The 16,979-nt window shown below is 72.8% G+C and carries 15 protein-coding genes; 8 read left to right on the top strand and 7 right to left on the bottom strand.

Annotated features, from left to right (window positions below; translation table 11 throughout):
- Window positions 1-6 precede the first annotated feature (6 nt).
- Window positions 7-1,218, bottom strand: a complete 1,212-nt coding sequence (locus tag HD593_RS20550) for an MFS transporter (protein ID WP_185103768.1) — start codon at window positions 1,216-1,218, stop codon at window positions 7-9.
- 244 nt (window positions 1,219-1,462) lie between these two features.
- Here HD593_RS20550 and HD593_RS20545 point away from each other — a divergent pair, with 244 nt between their 5' ends.
- Genes HD593_RS20545 through cobF form a run of 3 tightly spaced genes read left to right on the top strand, consistent with a single transcriptional unit; the run spans window position 1,463 to window position 3,368 of the window.
- Entirely contained in the window at window positions 1,463-2,236 is a 774-nt protein-coding gene (locus HD593_RS20545) for a SigB/SigF/SigG family RNA polymerase sigma factor (RefSeq protein ID WP_185103766.1), read from the top strand.
- 57 nt (window positions 2,237-2,293) lie between these two features.
- On the top strand, window positions 2,294-2,566 hold the full coding sequence (locus HD593_RS20540; protein WP_185103764.1) for a hypothetical protein: 273 nt from the start codon (window positions 2,294-2,296) through the stop codon (window positions 2,564-2,566).
- Between the two features lie 37 nt (window positions 2,567-2,603).
- Window positions 2,604-3,368, top strand: a complete 765-nt coding sequence (gene cobF, locus HD593_RS20535) for a precorrin-6A synthase (deacetylating) (RefSeq protein WP_185103763.1) — start codon at window positions 2,604-2,606, stop codon at window positions 3,366-3,368.
- On the opposite strand, the gene HD593_RS20530 is transcribed toward cobF, so the two are convergent.
- Complete coding sequence (locus tag HD593_RS20530; RefSeq protein WP_185103761.1) at window positions 3,316-4,260, bottom strand: serine hydrolase domain-containing protein; 945 nt, start codon at window positions 4,258-4,260, stop codon at window positions 3,316-3,318. The genes cobF and HD593_RS20530 overlap by 53 nt on opposite strands.
- A 2-nt stretch (window positions 4,261-4,262) precedes the next feature.
- Window positions 4,263-4,769 carry a GbsR/MarR family transcriptional regulator gene (locus HD593_RS20525; protein ID WP_221524852.1) on the bottom strand — a complete coding sequence of 169 codons (507 nt, stop codon included), beginning with the start codon at window positions 4,767-4,769 and terminating at the stop codon, window positions 4,263-4,265.
- Between the two features lie 64 nt (window positions 4,770-4,833).
- Between HD593_RS20525 and HD593_RS20520 the strand changes: the two genes are divergently transcribed.
- Both HD593_RS20520 and HD593_RS20515 read left to right on the top strand, forming a co-directional pair.
- The gene (locus HD593_RS20520) at window positions 4,834-5,676 is read left to right on the top strand and encodes a class I SAM-dependent methyltransferase (RefSeq protein WP_185103759.1); all 843 of its coding nucleotides are present in this window, start codon (window positions 4,834-4,836) and stop codon (window positions 5,674-5,676) included.
- Window positions 5,677-5,760: 84 nt separating this feature from the next.
- Window positions 5,761-6,639, top strand: coding sequence for a hypothetical protein (locus tag HD593_RS20515; RefSeq protein WP_185103757.1), 879 nt, complete (start codon window positions 5,761-5,763; stop codon window positions 6,637-6,639).
- Here HD593_RS20515 and HD593_RS20510 read toward each other — a convergent pair.
- The 4 genes from HD593_RS20510 to HD593_RS20495 all read right to left on the bottom strand — a co-directional run bounded on the left by HD593_RS20510 (window position 6,582) and on the right by HD593_RS20495 (window position 12,723).
- Window positions 6,582-8,303, bottom strand: a complete 1,722-nt coding sequence (locus HD593_RS20510; RefSeq protein ID WP_185103755.1) for an N-acyl-D-amino-acid deacylase family protein — start codon at window positions 8,301-8,303, stop codon at window positions 6,582-6,584. The two genes, HD593_RS20515 and HD593_RS20510, sit on opposite strands and share 58 nt — an antisense overlap.
- Before the next feature lie 108 nt (window positions 8,304-8,411).
- Entirely contained in the window at window positions 8,412-10,367 is a 1,956-nt protein-coding gene (locus HD593_RS20505) for an ABC transporter ATP-binding protein (RefSeq protein ID WP_312903566.1), read from the bottom strand.
- Complete coding sequence (locus tag HD593_RS20500; protein WP_185103754.1) at window positions 10,364-12,100, bottom strand: ABC transporter ATP-binding protein; 1,737 nt, start codon at window positions 12,098-12,100, stop codon at window positions 10,364-10,366. The genes HD593_RS20505 and HD593_RS20500 overlap by 4 nt, the downstream gene beginning before the upstream one ends.
- Window positions 12,100-12,723 (bottom strand): TetR/AcrR family transcriptional regulator, encoded by a 624-nt coding sequence (locus HD593_RS20495; protein ID WP_221524851.1) that lies wholly within the window; start codon window positions 12,721-12,723, stop codon window positions 12,100-12,102. Before HD593_RS20495 ends, HD593_RS20500 begins: the two co-directional genes overlap by 1 nt.
- A gap of 98 nt (window positions 12,724-12,821) precedes the next feature.
- Between HD593_RS20495 and HD593_RS63480 the strand changes: the two genes are divergently transcribed.
- The 3 genes from HD593_RS63480 to HD593_RS20480 all read left to right on the top strand — a co-directional run bounded on the left by HD593_RS63480 (window position 12,822) and on the right by HD593_RS20480 (window position 16,914).
- Entirely contained in the window at window positions 12,822-15,425 is a 2,604-nt protein-coding gene (locus HD593_RS63480) for a methyltransferase (RefSeq protein WP_185103751.1), read from the top strand.
- A gap of 37 nt (window positions 15,426-15,462) precedes the next feature.
- Window positions 15,463-16,188 (top strand): helix-turn-helix transcriptional regulator, encoded by a 726-nt coding sequence (locus tag HD593_RS20485; protein ID WP_312903564.1) that lies wholly within the window; start codon window positions 15,463-15,465, stop codon window positions 16,186-16,188.
- Between the two features lie 177 nt (window positions 16,189-16,365).
- Window positions 16,366-16,914, top strand: coding sequence for a hypothetical protein (locus HD593_RS20480; protein ID WP_221524850.1), 549 nt, complete (start codon window positions 16,366-16,368; stop codon window positions 16,912-16,914).
- The last annotated feature ends 65 nt before the right edge of the window (window positions 16,915-16,979 follow it).

Below are 16,979 nucleotides of genomic sequence, written 5' to 3'. Positions count from 1 at the left end.
CGGGTCTCACTGATCGGCGCGCGCGAGCCCCCGGATGGCGGGGACGGCGAGCAGCAGGCCGGCGACGACCAGGACCATCGCCGAGGCCGCGAACAGCAGCGGCACCGTGCCCAGCAGCAGCGCGAGGGGTCCCGCCAGCGCCTGGCCGACGGGTTTCATGACGAGCGAGCCGGCCGCGTCATAGGCGTGCACGCGCCCGAGCAGCTCCTGGGGGACGTGGGTCTGCACGCTCGTGTGGAACATGACCACCCAGAACGTCATGCCCAGGCCGCCGATCGCGTAGCAGGCGGCCAGCGCGGCGGGGGGCCAGCCGAGCGCCACGCCGAGCGGCATGAGGGTGGCGCACGTCAGGGCGATGGCGCCGGCCCGGAGGGGGTGCCGCGGCCTGATCCGCATCGCGGCGAGCCCGCCGAGCAGGTTCCCGACGCCCAGCGCGGACATGATGAGGCCGAGCGCGGACGCGCCGTACAGGGTGATGATCGTGCTGTGGCCCAGGGTCAGCGTCGGGCCCGACGAGCTGACCTGCCAGACGAACCAGATCACGATCACGCCCCACAGCCACGTCCTGGAGCTGAACTCCCGCCACCCCACCACCAGGTCGCGCCGGAAGGTCGAGCCCTCCGCCCGCGTCCCGCCCGCCGGGAGGCGGAGGAGGAACAGGCAGGCGCCGCTGACCGCGAACGTGGCCGCGTCGATCGCGAAGACCGTCCACGGCGCGGAGACGGCCAGGAGCACGCCCGCCAGGGAGGGCGCGAGCACGCTCATGATCGACTCGGAGACGCGCAGCGTGGCGTTGCCCCGCTGCACGTCCCGGGCGATCTGCGGGGTGATGCTGGCGACCCCGGGCTGGAAGGTGGCGCCGCCCGCGCCGACCAGCGCCAGCAGCACGAGCACCTGCCACAGCTCGGGCGCGCCCAGGGCGAACAGCAGGGCGAGCAGCGACTGGAAGACCAGGCGAACGACGTCGGAGAGGATCATCATGCGCCGCGCGCCGAACCGGTCCGACAGCACGCCACCGAAGATCATCAGAACGGCGAAGGGAGCCAGGTGGGCGGCCAGCGCGTAGCCGACGCCGCTGAGGCCGTACCCGCCGTGGATCATCGCGGCGGAGATGACGACGGGCAGCATGTGGTCGCCCAGCAGGGACGTGCTGCGGGCCGCGAAGAACAGGGTGAAACCGCGGGTCCAGAGCCGTTGCCCGCTGTGCGCCTCTAACACGGTGAGCCCTCGCCCGCCGTCCCCGTCTCCCCCATCCGTTCAAATGATCACATGGGGGAGGTGGTGTCAATCTCGGGCGGTTGTAATCTTTTCGTGACCTAGAACAGGTGATGGTCCGCAATTTACGGGCATTTTCGATCTCGAAGTCCAGCAGAGGGCTTCAGCTCACGCGAATCACCGGAGCGTGCCTCTGCCTGGGCTTCTCGTCATGGGCAGAGCCGCTGGCACCTTTTGGAGCAGCAACATGCCTGTCCTGAACCTCGCCTTCGAACAGCTCACCGCCGAGGAACTGCTGGCCGAGCTCGCCGATCCGCAGATCACGGAGATGCGGGCCGTACGCGTGCGCGAGCGCCTGGTGGAGATGCACGAAGGGCTGGTGAGCGAGGTCACCCGCCGCTACCGGTTCCGGGGCGAGCCCATGGAGGACCTGCGCCAGGCCGCGTACGTCGGGCTGATGAAGGCCGTCAACGGCTTCGACCCCGAGCTCGGGCACGAGTTCAGGGGATACGCGATGATCACCATGATGGGCGAGGTCAAGCGGCACTTCCGCGACCGCACCTGGGCCATCCGGGTGCCGCGCCTCTACCAGGAGCGGCGCATCGAGCTCAACAAGGCCACCGCCGAGCTCACCCAGGAGCTGGGCCACGCGCCGACCGTGGCCGAGCTGGCCGCGAAGATGGGCATCTCCGAGGAGGACGTCCTGCTCGCTCTGGAAGCCTCCACCGCCTACAGCACGCTGTCGCTGGACGCCCCGGTCAGCAGCGGCGACGAGGACGCCGCCGAGCTGAGCGACTTCGTGGCCGACCAGGACGCCTCGCTCGACACGCTGGTCGACCGGCACGCGGTCAAGCCGCTCATCGACGCCCTGCCGCCGCGCGAGAAGAACATCCTGCTGATGCGGTTCTACGGGAACATGACCCAGTCGGAGATCGCCCAGGAGTTCGGCATCTCGCAGATGCACGTCTCCCGCATCCTGCGCGCGGTCCTCACCAAGCTGCGCACGGCCCTGTCGGAGTGACCGATCGCAGGCGTGCGGCCGGCGTCGCGCCGCCCGACAGATCATAAAATCCTGTCGGTGATCACAGAGGCCGAGGAGATCGAGCTCGCCCTGACCGGCCACAGGCACTCCGAGGAGTGCCTGCTGGCCGAGGTCGGGTGGCGGCACTACGGCACCACCATCGACCTCTCCTTCAACGACATCCGGGAGGGCGACCGGATCCGGCCGGAGATCCTGGACCGGCCCCGGCCGGTGACGGTGCGGGCCTACCTGGTGCAGGAGCTCAAGCTGGCCAACGCGATCACCGAGGCCATGGCCCGCGAGCCGGAATCCCTCGACATCAGCGCCTGATCCGGTGGGGATGTCCGGCTCTGGCACACTTTGGCGGGTGAAGCGGCTACTCCTCATCGGCATCGGCGCCGGCGACCCCGACCATCTCACCCTGCAGGCGGTCAAGGCGATCGCCGCCGCGGACGTGTTCTTCATCGTGGACAAGGGCGAGGTCAAGCACGACCTCGTCCAGCTCCGGCTGGACATGATCGCCGAGCACGGGCGGGCGCCGTACCGGATCGCCGAGGCGCGCGACCCGGAGCGGGACCGGGACGCCGCCGCGTACACCGCCGCCGTGGACGACTGGCGCTCGCGGCGCGGGCTCGCCGTCGAGGCGCTCATCCGCGACGAGCTGGCCGACGGCGAGACGGGGGCGTTCCTGGTGTGGGGCGACCCCGGCGTGTACGACAGCACGCTGGCCATCGTCGAGGAGATCCTCCAGCGCGGCGACGTCACCTTCGACTACGCGGTCATCCCCGGGATCAGCAGCGTGTCCGCGCTGACAGCCGCCCATCGCACCAGCCTGACCCGGGTGGGGCGGCCGGTGCACCTGACGACGGGGCGGCGGCTGGCCGAGGGCGGCCCGACGGCCGACGACGTGGTGGTGATGCTCGACGCGCACTGCTCGTTCGACGGGCTGGACGACTACGCCATCCACTGGGGCGCCTACGTGGGCACCGCCGACGAGATCCTGGTGTCGGGGCCGGTGGCGGAGGTGGGCGAGCGCATCAAGCGGGTACGGGCCGAGGCGCGGGCCCGCAAGGGCTGGATCATGGACACGTACCTGCTGCGGCGGCTGTCACCTCGTGCAGAACAAGCCTGACCAGCTCGATGTGCCGCTCCGTGTCGTCGGCGGTGGCGAGCAGCACGATGCTCCAGCCCAGATCAGGCAGCCGGGCGTGCTGGGCGCGCAGGCCCGGCCAGCCTCCGCCGTGCCGGTGCACGCGGTGGCCGGCGTGCGAGCGCAGGCCGACGCCCCACGCGTAGCCGGTACGGGTGCCGTCGGCCAGGCGGCCAGGAGTGTGCAGGAGCTCCGAGACGCCGAGCTCGTCGGCGTTCAGCGCCTGGCCCCAGCGCAGCAGGTCAGCGGCGGTGCTCCACACGCCCCCGTCGCCGAGTGACAGCGGCGCCGGGTGCCGGGGGCTCAGCGGCGCCGCGCCGGGCGGGGCGGCGGCGGGGCCGGGCCAGAAGCGGGTGCCGGGCATGGACAGCGGGGCGAACAGCCGGTCCCGGGCCAGGTCGGGCAGCGGCCGGCCCGCCGCCCGTTCGGCCGCCGCGGCGAGGCAGACGTAGCCGGCGTTGGAGTAGGCGTACGCGGTGCCGGGGACGCCGGGCAGGGCGGCGAAGCCGGTGAGGGCGCGCAGGACACCCTCGCTGGTGCGGTCGCCGGTGAGCACGGCATCGACGACGGAGTCGGCGGGCAGGGCGGCGAGGTGGTGGAGCAGGTGCCGCGGGGTGACGCCGCCGGCCCACGCGGGCAGCTCGGGAAGGTGACCGGACAGCGGGCCGTCCACGTCGAGGACGCCCTCCCGGGCGAGCAGGGCGATCAGCGCGGCGGTCATCTGCTTGGACAGCGAGGCCGCGTACACGGGCGTCCCGGGCGTGAGCCCCTGCACGTGGAAGATCGGCGGCTCGCGGTGCCGCTGGAGGCCGACGACGAGCGGCTCGTCACCGCCGTAACCGGCCTGCCGCACCAGCCGTTCCAGCCGTTCCACGGTCAGCCGCGGCCCTGGGACGCGCGGAGCGCGGCCAGCCGGGCCTGCCACTTGTCCACCAGGACCGGGATCTCCTCCCGCATGAGCTGGAGGAACTCCCACGTCTCCGCCAGCCGCGCCGCCGCGGGGCTGGCCTGGCCGACCGCCTCCATGCCCTCGCGCAGGGTGCGCTCCCACTGCGTGAACAGCACGTCCTGCTGCAGGATCGCCTGCGACCACTGGTCCTCGGTCACCCGGTAGTGGTCGCGGCGGGCGCCGGGGTCGCGTTCGCGCGTCACCAGCGCCACCTGCGTCAGATACCGTACGGCGCCCGACACGGCAGCCGGGCTCACCTGCAGGAACTCCGCCAGCTCGGCCGCGGTGCCACGGCCCTCCTCGGCGACCAGGAGGGCGGCGTAGATCCGGGCGGGCATCCTCGGGATGCCGGTGGCCACCAGGTCGAGGGCGAGGCGCTCCACGAAGCGGCGCACCGCCTCCTCGTCCCGCCCGTGGTCGATCTTCCTCTGCACCCGCCACATCTTACCGTTATTCAGAACTTTCACGAATTTGTGAAAACTATGTAGTGTGCTGGGCATGGAACGCGAGAAGGTGGAACTCACCACCGTTCAGGGGACGATGCTCGCCACCCTGTACGCCAGGGCGCTGGACAGCCGCGCCCGCCACTCCATCCTCGGCGACCACACCGCCGACGAGGTGGTCAGGCGCGTCGACCACGACTGGAGCAAGACCGGCACCCAGGCACCGTGGGACGCCGCCACCCTGGCCCTGCGCGGCCGGGAGCTGGACCGCTGGACCGGCGAGTTCCTGATCGCCCATCCCGGCGAGGTCACCGTCCTGCACCTGGCGTGCGGGCTGGACACCCGGGTGCACCGGCTGGACCCGCCGCCCTCGGTGCGGTGGGTGGACGTCGACTTCCCCGACGTCATCGAGCTGCGGCGGCGGCTGCTGCCCGAGCCGGGCGGGAACTACCGCATGCTCGGGGCCTCGGTCACCGAGGAGGGGTGGCTGGAGGAGGTGCCCGGTGACCGGCCCGTCGTGGTCGTGGCCGAGGGGCTGACGATGTACCTGCACGAGGAGGAGGGGCGGCAGCTCATTCAGCGGATCTGCGGGCACTTCCCCGGCGGGGAGCTGCTGTTCGACTGCTTCAGCGAGCGGCTCGTCCGGCTGGCGAAGAAGCTGAGCTGGATGGCGATGGGGATCGCGCCCCGGGCGGTGCTGGAGAGCTGGCACTGGGGGATCGACGACCCGCGGGAGCTGGAGGGGTGGCAGGACGGGCTGGCGTTCGTGGACGATCTGTACGTGGTGGACGTGCCCGATCTGGGCAGGCTGCCGGCGGCGGCGCGGATCGGGCTGCGGCTGGGCGCGCACCTGCCCGGCGGGCGCGACTCCGGGCGGTTGCTGCGGTACCGGTTCTGAACCCTGCGGCACCGATTCTGAGCCGATGGGGACTTCGCTAGGCTGAGGCGTTCAAATCCGATCTTGCCCCCCAGGAAGTGTCCCGTGCCCCGCAACCACCGATTAGGCGTCCCCGCCCTGATCGTCACGGCCCTGTACGCCGCCGCCCTCCTGATCACCGCCGCAATAGCCCTGACCAGCGGCGACATCGCCCCGCTGTGGCGCCTGACGGTCTTCGCCCCGGTGGAGGAGACCATCGAGGCGACGCCGCAGAACGTGGCCACCATGCTGCTGATCGGCGCACCCTGGGCCTGCGCGCTGTGGACGTGCCTGCGGGGCCCGCGCACGGGCACGCCGCCGGAGCCGACCACGAAGGACAGGCGGCTGCGCCTGGCACTGTACGCCGCCGCGGCGGCCTGGCTGCTCCACCCGATCGCGCCCGGCTGGCCGTGGTGGGCGGTGGCGCTGGACTCGCTGCTGATGCTCGCAGTCGTGCTGCTGTTCGCCCCGGTGCTGGGCGACGGCCTGGAGCTCCCGGTCGTGGCGCAGATCGCCGGCGTGCTCGCGTACGGAGGCGGCGCCGTCACCGCGGTGACCGACGAGCTCGGCGTGGACCTCGGCCTGCTCTCCCTGCTCTTCGCGCTGGGCCAGCTCGTCTGGATGGTGCTGGTGCTGCGCGCACAGCGGTGGGACGGGCGCTGGCCGTTCGTCACGTACCTGTACGGGATCACGTCCCTGGTGCTGCCGCTGCTCGTGCTGGCGGTGGGCTGGATGCTGGTGGACGCCGGCAGCCTCTACTACAGCCTCGCGGCGGCGGCCGGGGTGCTGATGGCCACCTGGCTGGCCCAGTCGGCGCACGACCTCGCCGACCCGCGCAACCGGCCGGTCGCGCCCGTGCCGCTGCCCGGCGATCCGGCGACCCCGTGTCACGCGCACCTGCGGTCGGCGCCCAGGAAGGTGCCGGTGCGCCGCGCGCTGCCGTAACCGGCGGCGAAGGCGCCGTCCTCGAAGACCGGCTCGCCCGCCACGCACACCGCCCTGACGGCGGCGTCGCTGCGGTTCACCATGCGCCGCACGCCGCCGAGGTCCGGCATGGGCGCCTCGTGGTAACCGGCCAGCCGGTCGTCGAGCCCGGCCGGGTCCACCACCACCAGGTCGGCCCGGTCGCCCGCCCGCAGCGTGCCCGCCCGCAGCCCGAACCAGTCGGCCAGCTCACCGGTCAGCCGGTGCACCGCCTGCTCCGCCGTCATGAACGGCCGGCCCGCCGCCTGGGCGGCCACGACCCGCTGCAGCAGCCGCAGCGGGACGTTGTAGTGGGCCATGTTGCGCAGGTGCGCCCCCGACTCGGCGAACCCCAGGTGCACGGCAGGGTCACCGGCGAGCCGGTCCAGCACGTGCGGCCGGTGGCCGGCGATCGTCGTGCGCCAGCGCAGCCGCGGCCCGTGCGCGACCACGAGATCGAGGAACGTCTCGGCCGGATGCCGCCCGCGCGCGTGCGCCACCTCGCCGAACGACCGGCCCGCCACCCCCTCCTCGGGGCAGGAGACGATCTCGGCGTCGTACAGGTGCCGGAACCGGCTGTCGTAGTCGCGGCGGAACCACCTCCGGTACGCCCGCCGCGACAGCAGCCGCGCCCGCTCCGCCTCCTGCCGCAGGTGCAGCGCGGCCGCCGTGGCGCCGAACTCCTCGAAGATCGCCAGATCGATGCCGTCGGCGTACAGCTCGTACGGCACCGGCAGGTGCTGCCAGCGCACCTCGGCCCGCAGCAGCCGGTTGACCGGCGTGGTCAGCCTCGCCAGCGCGGGCGACGTCCCGGAGTCGAGCGCCGGCAGCAGCGACGTCTTCAGCCTCGGCCGCACCCGCAACCCGGCGCTGGCCAGGAAGAACCGCAGGCTGTCCCACGGCCTGGCGGCGCCAGGGGCGCCCTGCAGCACCCGGCCGCGCTCGCGCAGCACCCGGTGCAGCACGCGGTACTCGCGCCAGCCCGCGAACGTGGACGGCAGCCGCGCCGACCGGAACCGCTCGCCGTCGAGGCGGCAGTGCGTGCTGGTCACGGTGGACAGGCCGAGGAAGCCGGCGTCCAGGGCGCGGCCGAGCAGCGCCGCCATCCGGTCGAGGTCCCGGCCCGACGCCGGACCGGCGCCGACCGCGCGGCCCAGCCCCATGACGTACGCCCGCAGGTCGGAATGGCCGAGGAAGGCGGCCACGTTCGGGCCGAGCGGGCGGGCCAGCAGCGCCCGCACGTACTCGTCGGCGCCCGACCAGCTCCGGTGCCGCTTCAGCGCGTCGAGCACGGCGGCATGCGGCAGCGCCTCCACGCGGCTGAACAGGTCGGCCGCATCGTCGGCCGCGCAGTAGACGGCCGACAGCGAGCAGTTGCCGAGCACGACCGTGGTCACGCCGTGCCGTACGGACTCGGGCAGGCCGGGAGACTGCAGCACCTCGACGTCGTAGTGGGTGTGCACGTCCAGGAAACCCGGCAGCACCCAGCAGCCGCCCGCGTCGAGCACCCGCCGGCACCCCGCCTGCGGCAGCGGCTCGGCCGAGACGGCCGCCACCCGCCCGGCGCGCACCCCCAGGTCGCGGACCGCCGACGGGCTCCCCGCGCCGTCGAACCAGCGGCCCCCCTTGATGATCAAGTCGAACATCGCCGTCCCCCGGCTGTCGCGTACGGTAAGCGATCGCTCGAACACCCTACGACATGGGGCTGCGGCCGGACCCCGTCCCCCGAGCGTGTCCGGCCACCGCCAGCACTCTCAGTCGACCTCCACGATGGCCTCGGCGAACTGCGCCGAGTACAGCCGGGCGTAGGCGCCGCCCGCCGCCAGCAGCGACTCGTGCGTGCCCTGCTCGACGATCCGCCCGTCCTCCATCACCAGGATCAGGCTGGCGTCGCGGATCGTGGACAGCCGGTGCGCGATCACGAAACTCGTCCGGCCCTCCCGCAACGAGCTCATCGCCCGCTGGATGAGCACCTCGGTCCGGGTGTCGACCGAGCTGGTCGCCTCGTCCAGGATGAGGATCGCCGGCTCCGACAGGAACGCCCGCGCGATCGTGATGAGCTGCTTCTCCCCCGCGCTGACCGCCGCGCCCTCCTCGTCGATCACCGTGTCGTAGCCGTCGGGCAGCGTGTGCGCGATGCGGTCCACGTGCGCGGCCCGCGCGGCGGCCTCGATCCGCTCGCGGGTGGCGCCCTCCGCGCCGTAACCGATGTTCTCCGCGATCGTGCCGCCGAACAGCCAGGTGTCCTGCAGCACCATGCCGATGTCGGCGCGCAGCTCCTCCCGCGACATCCGCGCGATGTCCACCCCGTCGAGCGTGATCCGGCCGCCCGTCACCTCGTAGAACCGCATGATCAGGTTGACCAGCGTCGTCTTGCCCGCACCGGTGGGGCCCACGATGGCCACCGTCTGGCCAGGCTCCACGGTCAGCGACAGGTCCTCGATCAGCGGCCGGTCCTCGGCGTACCTGAAGGACACGTTCTCGAACGCCACGCGCCCCCTGACCGCCGCCGGCCGCGCGGGCTCGGCCGGCTCGGCCGACTGCTCGGGCGCCTCCAGCAGCTCGAAGACCCGCTCGGCCGACGCGGCGCCCGACTGGACCAGGCCCGCCATGCCGGCCAGCTGCGTCAGCGGCTGGCTGAACTGCCGCGAGTACTGCACGAACGCCTGCACGTCGCCCAGCGAGATCGAGCCCGAGGCCACCTTCAGCCCGCCCACCACGGCGACCAGCACGTAGTTGAGGTTGCCGATGAACATCATGGCCGGCTGGATGACACCGGAGATGAACTGGGCACGGAAACCGGAGGCGAACAGCGCCTGGTTGTGCTCCTCGAACGCCTGCGCCGCCTCCTTCTGCCTGCCGAACACCTTGACCAGCGTGTGCCCGCCGTACATCTCCTCGATGTGGCCGTTGAGCTTGCCCGTCGAGGACCACTGCTTGATGAACTGCGGCTGCGCCCGCTTGCCGACGGCCGCCGTCACGTACACCGACACCGGCACCGTCACCAGCGCGATCAGCGCCAGCACCGGCGAGATCCAGAACATCACCACCAGCACCCCCACGACCGTCAGCACCGAGGAGATGAGCTGGCTCATCGTCTGCTGCAACGTCTGCGCGATGTTGTCGGTGTCGTTCGTGGCCCGGCTGAGGATCTCACCGCGCGGCTGGCCGTCGAGGTAACTCAGCGGCAGCCGTGCCAGCTTGTCCTCGATCCGCCCGCGCAGCCGCGCCGCCGCCCGCTGCACCACCACCGTCGTCAGCCGGAACTGCATGATCCCCAGCACCGCCGCCACCAGGTAGAGCGCCAGCACCCAGCCCAGCACCTGCGCCAGGGCGGTGAAGTCGATCCCGCGGCCCGGCACGACGCTCATCGACGCCACCATGTCGGCGAACGTGTCCTGCCCGCCGGCCCGCAGCCCCGCCACGGCCTGCTCCTTGCTGACCCCGGCGGGCAGCTGCGCCCCGATGATGCCGTTGAAGATCAGGTCCGTGGCCTGGCCGAGGATCTTCGGGCCGGCCACCGTCAGCGCCACACCGGTCGCGCCGAGCACCAGGATGACGATCAGCATCGCCCGCTCCGGACGCAGCAGCCGCATCAGCTTGCGCAGCGTGCCGCCGAAGTCGAGCGCCTTCTCGGCCGGCCCGCCGCCCATCATCCGGCCGGGGCCGAGGCCGGGCTGCGGGCGCCGCGCCGGCGCCTGTGTCGTCACGCTGCCGCCTCCTGTTCCGTGAGCTGCGACAGCACGATCTCCCGGTACGTCGGGCAGCCGTCCATCAGCTCGGCATGGGTACCGCTACCGGCCACGCGCCCGTCCTCCAGGACGATGATGCGGTCGGCGTCACGGATCGTGCTCACCCGCTGGGCCACGATCACGATCGTGGCGTCGGCGATCTCCGCGGCCAGCGCCGCGCGCAGCCGCGCGTCCGTCGCGTAGTCGAGCGCGGAGAACGAGTCGTCGAACAGGTAGATCTCCGGCCGGTGCACCAGCGTCCGCGCGATGGCCAAGCGCTGGCGCTGCCCGCCCGACACGTTCGTGCCGCCCTGCGAGATCGGCTCCTCCAGCCCGCCCGGCATCGCCTCGACGAACTCGCGGGCCTGCGCCACCTCCAGCGCCCGCCACAGCTCCTCGTCGGTCGCGTCCGGCCTGCCGTAACGGAGGTTGGAGGCGACCGTGCCGGTGAACAGGTACGGCGACTGCGGCACCAGGCCGACCGCCCGCGACAGCACGGCCTGGTCGAGGTCGCGCACGTCGGCGCCGTCCACCAGCACCTCGCCCGCGGTCGCGTCGAACAGCCGCGGGATCAGGTTGAGCAGCGTGGTCTTGCCGCTGCCCGTACTCCCGATGATCGCCGTCGTACGGCCGGGCCGCGCCACGAAGCTCACGCCGCACAGCACCGGCTCCTCCGCACCCGGATAACGGAAGTCCACCGACCGCAGCTCCAGCTCACCGTCATGGCGCTCCGGCACGACGGGAGCCGCCGGCGGGTGCACGGTCGGCTCGGTCGCCAGCACCTCCTCGATCCGCTCGGCGCACACCTCGGCCCGCGGGATCATCATGAACATGAACATCGCCATCATCACCGACATGAGGATCTGCATGAGGTAGGAGATGACGGCGGTGAGCGCCCCCACCTCCATGGCCCCCTCGGCGATGCGATGGCCGCCGAACCACACCACGGCGACGCTGGAGACGTTCACCACCAGCATGACCGTGGGGAACATCAGCGCCATCAGCCGTCCCACCCGCAGCGACACGTCGGTCAGCCGGTCGTTGTCGGCGGCGAACCGCTCGCGCTCGTACCGGTCGCGGACGAACGCCCTGATGACCCGGATGCCGGTGATCTGCTCGCGCAGCACCTGGTTGATCCGGTCGATGCGCTCCTGCATCGTGCGGAAGAGCGGCCGCATCCGCACCACGATCACCGCGACGATGACGATCATCACCGGCAGCGCCACGAGCAGCAGCGACGACAGCGTCACGTCCTGCCGCAACGCCAGCACGATGCCGCCGACGCACATGATCGGCGCGGCCACCATCATGGTGAACGCCATCAGCACCAGCAACTGGATCTGCTGCACGTCGTTGGTCGTCCGGGTGATCAGCGACGGCGCGCCGAACCTGCCGACCTCCTGCGCGGAGAAGTCCTGCACCCGGCGGAAGATCGCGGCCCGCAGATCCCTGCCCAGGGCCATCGAGGTCCGGGCGCCGTAGTACACCGCCACGGTCGCGCAGACGATCTGGACGAGCGTCACACCGAGCATCACCAGCCCGACGCGCATGATGTAACCGGTGTCGCCCCTGACGACACCGTCGTCGATGATGTCGGCGTTGAGCGTCGGAAGATAGAGCGTGGCCAGCGTCTGCACGAACTGGAAGAGCACGACGAGCGTGATCTCTCTCCGGTACGGCCTGAGCTGGACCCGCAGCAAACGGAACAGCATCAGCAAGGGCTTTCTTGGTCTGGGGTGGGGGAGGACCGCACGAGCAACCCGTCGAGCAGCACGGAGACGATCTCCTCGTCCTCCATGTCCGCGAAGTCGCCGCCCTCGTCGAAGCCGCGGTGCACGGACACCGCGACCAGCATGAGCAACAGCTGCGCCGCCGCCTCGGGCGAGCGCCGCAACCGGTCGCGATCGGGCTCCATCAGGGAGGCCAGCGCGGCCAGCAGCCGCCGCCGGCCGTCCATCATGCTCTCCCGGAACCCGGCGTCGTCGGCCATCAGATCCTTGGGGACGGCCATGAGATTGGCGTTGTCGCGCATCCGCGCCCGCAGGATCGCGACCGCCTCGCCCAGCCGCGCGCGCAGCCCGGCGTCCGCGGGGACGGCCGCCATCGCCGCCACGGCGGGCAGCGGGTCGAAGGCGCTCATCAGTGCCGCCCGCAGCAGCGTGGCCTTGTCGCGGAAGACACCGAAGATGGTGCCCTCGGCCACGCCCGCCGCCTCGGCGATCTGACGGGTGCTCACCGCGGCGCCGTACGCCCGCAGCAGCGGGATGGTGGCGGCGATGAGAGCGGCCCGGCGATCCTCCGGCGCCATCGCCGGCACCCTGCGCCTCTTGTTCACGGCCGGAAGCGTAATGAGCGAGTACTCACTCATTCAAGTGGTTTTATGGCGAGGACAGCGGACGGGAATGTGGCCCTTTAAGCACGCACAGTAGTCATATGCGTTGCGAACTCGATGCCGGGCAGCCGACCGTCACCCTGGACCGCACCCGGCTCCGCGCCGCCCCGTACGAACCGGGCAGGGACGACACATGCGCACTGCCCATGCCCGGCGTCATCCTCGCCCGTGCCGGCGAGCAGCTCGAACGCATCCGCACGGCCTGGCGCGCCTCCCGCTACGAACGCTTCCTCCCGGAAGCGAACCACGCCCTCCTGCACCGCTTCGCCGGCGCGCTCACCCGCCTGCTCCCCACCGCGCCCGCCACCCCGTTCACCGTGGACGACCTCCTCGCCGCCGGCCTCCTCCCCCGCCACCGCCGCCTCGTCACCACCCTGCTGCGCCTGCTGCGCGAACACGACCTCGCCCACCCGACGCCGGACGGCCGCTGGCACCTCACCACCGGCCCCGCCGACCCCGACGAGCTCACCCGCGCCCTCCTCCAGCGCCACCCCGCCTTCCTCGCCGAAGTGGCGCTCAGCACCCGCGTGGCACGCCGGCTCCCCGCCGTGCTCCGCGGCGAGACCAACCCCCTGGACCTGCTCGAAGACGGCCCGCTCCAGCACCTGTACGACGTCGCCCCCGTGTGCCGCTTCACCAACCGGGTCGCCCGCGCCCTGCTCCGCCAGATCCTCGCCGCCTGGCCGGGCGACCGCACCCTGCGCGTGCTCGAAGTCGGCGCGGGCACCGGCGGCACCACCGCCGCCCTGCTCCCGCTCCTGCCGGCCCACCTCACCCGCTACACCCTCACCGACCCCAGCCCGCTCGCCTGCGCCGCCGCCCGCCACCGCTTCCCCGGCCACGACTTCCTCGACCACCAGCAGCTCGACCTCGACACCGACCCCACCAGCCAAGGCTTCGCCTCCGGCGGCCACGACGTCGTGATCGCCGCCAACACCCTGCACACCGCCCGCGACCTGCCCGCCGCGCTGGACCGCGTCCGCAGCCTGCTCGCCCCCGGCGGCCACCTGCTGGCCATCGAGACCCACGACCCCGCCCTGCTCCTCGGCGCCTTCGGCACGCTCGACCACGCCTGGCCCGCCGAGGACGACCCCCTGCGGCCGCGCACCACGCTGCTGCGCCGCGAGCAGTGGCCGCCGCTGCTGCGCGAGTGCGGCTTCACCCACCTCGCCCGGACCGGCGACGACACCAGGCCCGGCCGCGACACCTTCTCCATCCTCCTGGCCGCCCGCCCCCGCGCCCGCACCCGCCCCCGACCGCTCCCGCCCGCCGCCACCAGGACCCGCTGGATCATCGCCGCGGAATCCGAGCACGAACTCCCCCTCGCCGACGCGGTCGCCCGCCTCCTGACCCCACCGCACGCGGGAAAGGCGGTCGCGGTGCTCGCCGGGCAAGGTCCGGAGCTCATCTCCACCCGGCCGCCCGGCGAACGGGTGGCCGTCACGTTCGTACCCGCCGGCCACGCCACCCGCGCCGGCGACGAGCCGCCACCCGCGCTGCGAGCCATCGCACGGGCCTTCGACGCGCTCCCCCCAACCGCCAGACGATCACTGTACGTCGTCACCCGCCCCGCCACCGCCACCACCGTCCAGGACGCCGCCACGGCCATCGCCCGCGAACACCCCGGCCTGCACCTGCCCCGCATCACCCTGCACCCCGGCGAGACCATCGCCGCCGACGCCCGCAGGCTGGCCCACGAACTCCTGGCCACCCCCGGCGACCACGAGATCGTCCTGACACCGCGAGGCCGCTTCGTCATCCGCGAGCAGCCCCACACCCCTCCCGCCTCCTACGCCCTCGACCTCGCCCCCGACCTCGAAGCCCCCGAACCGGCCTGGACCCGCACCGCCCCTCCCCCGCCCCCCGGCCCCGGCCTGGTCGCCGTCGACGTACGCGCCGCCACCCTCCCCGTACGGAGGACCGGCGCCCCGCGCCCCTGGTGGTCCTGCGCCGGCCTGGTCACCGCCGTCGGAGACGGCGTCACCGGCCTCAGGCCGGGCGACCGCGTCACCGGGCTCGCCCCCGGCACGCCCGCCTCCCACGTCCTCACCCCGGCCCGCCTCCTCACCACCACCCCCGCGGGAACGCCCGACGCCGAGGCCGCCACCGCACCGCTGCCGAACCTGCACGCCCACCTCGCCCTGACCGTCCAGGCCAAGCTGTCACCGGACGAGACCCTGCTCCTGCACGACGACGCCACCGGCCTCGGCCTGGCCGCGCTGCGGTACGCCCGCCACTGCGGCGCCCGCGTCCTGGCCGCCGCCCGCACCCCGGCCCAGCGCGACCTCCTGCTCACCTTCGGCGCCTGGCACGTGCTCGACGCCCTCGCCCCGGACGCGCCCCGCCAGGTGCTGGCGCTGACGGACGGCCGGGGTGCCGAGGTGATGGCGGGGCCCGCCCCGTCCGGCTGGGAGCGGGCGCTGGCCGATGACGGGCGGTACGTGGAGCTCGGCGCCGCCGACCCCTCGGACCCGGACGTGTTCGCCGAGGTGATGGCCGGAGCGGCACGGGACTGGTGTCTGCCGCTGCCGTACGGCGCCTACCCCGCGGCCCGCGTGCGGGACGCCCTGGCGTCGATGCGGGCGGGCGCGGCCCTCGGCGAGATCGTGCTCTGCTTCGACCGGACCGCCCCCTTTACAAAGTAGATCAGAAGGGCTACCTTCGTCCGTGGGAGGGAGGCCTGTGGAAGAGAGCGCGGCGCTGGCCCAGCTCGCCCGGCGGCTCGAAGAGGTGGTCAACGACCTGCGGGGGCTCCCCGTGGACGTCGAGCGCCTGGTCGACAGCGAGCTCGTCCGGCAACGGATCTCCCAGGCCGCGGCCTCGGCCACCGAACTGCGCGCCATGCAGCCCGTCGGGCAGGCCGGCACGGAGCGCGACGAACGCTCGACCCGGCGCGAGAACCTCGACGCCCTGGAGCGGGGCATGCGGATGCGGACGATCGTGCACGCCGACATGCTGGACAAACCACTCCTCGCGGCGCGGATCAGGCAGTTGCACGCCGCCGGCGACCTGCACCGGGTGGTCGACGAGCCGATCCAGCAGATGGTCATCTTCGACCGTACGGTGGCGTTCCTCCGGATCGTCCCCGTCGCCCACTCCCCCGGAGCGCTGGTGATCAGGCAGCAGAGCCTGATCACCGCCCTGATCGACCTGTTCGAGCGGACGTGGGCCGGCGCCAGGGAGGTCACCGAGCCGACGCACCGGCTGACCGCGAGGGAGCGCGAGGTGCTGGCGCTGATCGCCGAAGGGCGCTCCAACAGCGCCGTCGCCCGGGCGCTGTCGATCACGGAGGCCGCAGTGGGGAAGCACGTGGCCGGCCTGTTCGCCAAGCTGGAGATTCCGGCGACGGCCGACGACAACCGGCGGGTGCTGGCGGTGCTCGCCTACCTGCGGGGGACGGCCAGGTAGCGGTACGGTCCGGTAGAGGGACGGTCAGGTAGAGGTACGGTCCGGTAGAGGGACGGCAGGGATAGGGCGCGGCGGGGGTAGGGGTGCGGCGGGGGTAGGGCCAGGCCGACCCCGGACTCGCCCCAGGCCCCGTGCGGGCGTCACCCGGCCTGCCGTTCAATGATCCTCATGCAACGCATGACCGGATTGCTCATCGGCGCGATGTTCGGCGCCGTCTTCGTCTTCGTCAACACGCACGACCCGCTCGGCGGCACCGCCGTGCTCCTCCTCCGGGTGGCGGCCGGCCTGGCCGCGGCGGGCGTGCTCGTCCTGTGGTTCACCGCCGCCCGCGGAAGGCAGGGCACCGGCGGGCGGCAGGGCGCCGACGCCAGTGCCCGGGGAGCCATGTTCGGCCGGGGCTATCTCGCCGTCGTGGCCGCCGAGGCGATCCTGCTGTTCGGCGGGCTGCGGGTGCTCGCCGCGCTCGGAGCTCCCGAGCAGGCCAACGTGGCGTGGGTCGCGCTGGTGGTCGGGGTGCACTTCGTCGCGCTGGCACCGATCTGGAAGAGCTGGGACATCGCCGTCCCCGGTGCGGTGCTCAGCCTCCTCGGCGTCGCCGGGCTCGCCCTGGCGCCGACGTCCGCGGCGGCCTGGGTGCCGTTCCTCAGCGGCGTGCTGTCGGGGATCGTGCTGCTGGCGGGCGCCCTGACCGTGGGCTGGCGGACCGTGGCGGCCGTCCCGCGCTGAAGCGCGGCACTGTCCCGCACTGAAGCGCGGCGCCGCCCGGCCGCGAGCGTGGCGCCGCCCGGCCG

The sequence above is a fragment of the Nonomuraea rubra genome (genome assembly GCF_014207985.1).
GTDB lineage: Bacteria > Actinomycetota > Actinomycetes > Streptosporangiales > Streptosporangiaceae > Nonomuraea > Nonomuraea rubra.
This window is presented reverse-complemented; position numbering and strand designations above follow the sequence as displayed.

What these genes read in the sequence shown, in the direction of transcription:
- HD593_RS20545 (WP_185103766.1), top strand. Translation starts at nt 1,463, where the DNA reads ATGCCTGTCCTGAACCTCGCCTTCGAACAGCTCACCGCCGAGGAACTG.
- HD593_RS20520 (WP_185103759.1), top strand. Translation starts at nt 4,834, where the DNA reads ATGGAACGCGAGAAGGTGGAACTCACCACCGTTCAGGGGACGATGCTC.
- HD593_RS20510 (WP_185103755.1), bottom strand. Translation starts at nt 8,303, where the DNA reads ATGTTCGACTTGATCATCAAGGGGGGCCGCTGGTTCGACGGCGCGGGG.
- HD593_RS20500 (WP_185103754.1), bottom strand. Translation starts at nt 12,100, where the DNA reads ATGCTGTTCCGTTTGCTGCGGGTCCAGCTCAGGCCGTACCGGAGAGAG.
- HD593_RS63480 (WP_185103751.1), top strand. Translation starts at nt 12,822, where the DNA reads ATGCGTTGCGAACTCGATGCCGGGCAGCCGACCGTCACCCTGGACCGC.
- HD593_RS20480 (WP_221524850.1), top strand. Translation starts at nt 16,366, where the DNA reads ATGACCGGATTGCTCATCGGCGCGATGTTCGGCGCCGTCTTCGTCTTC.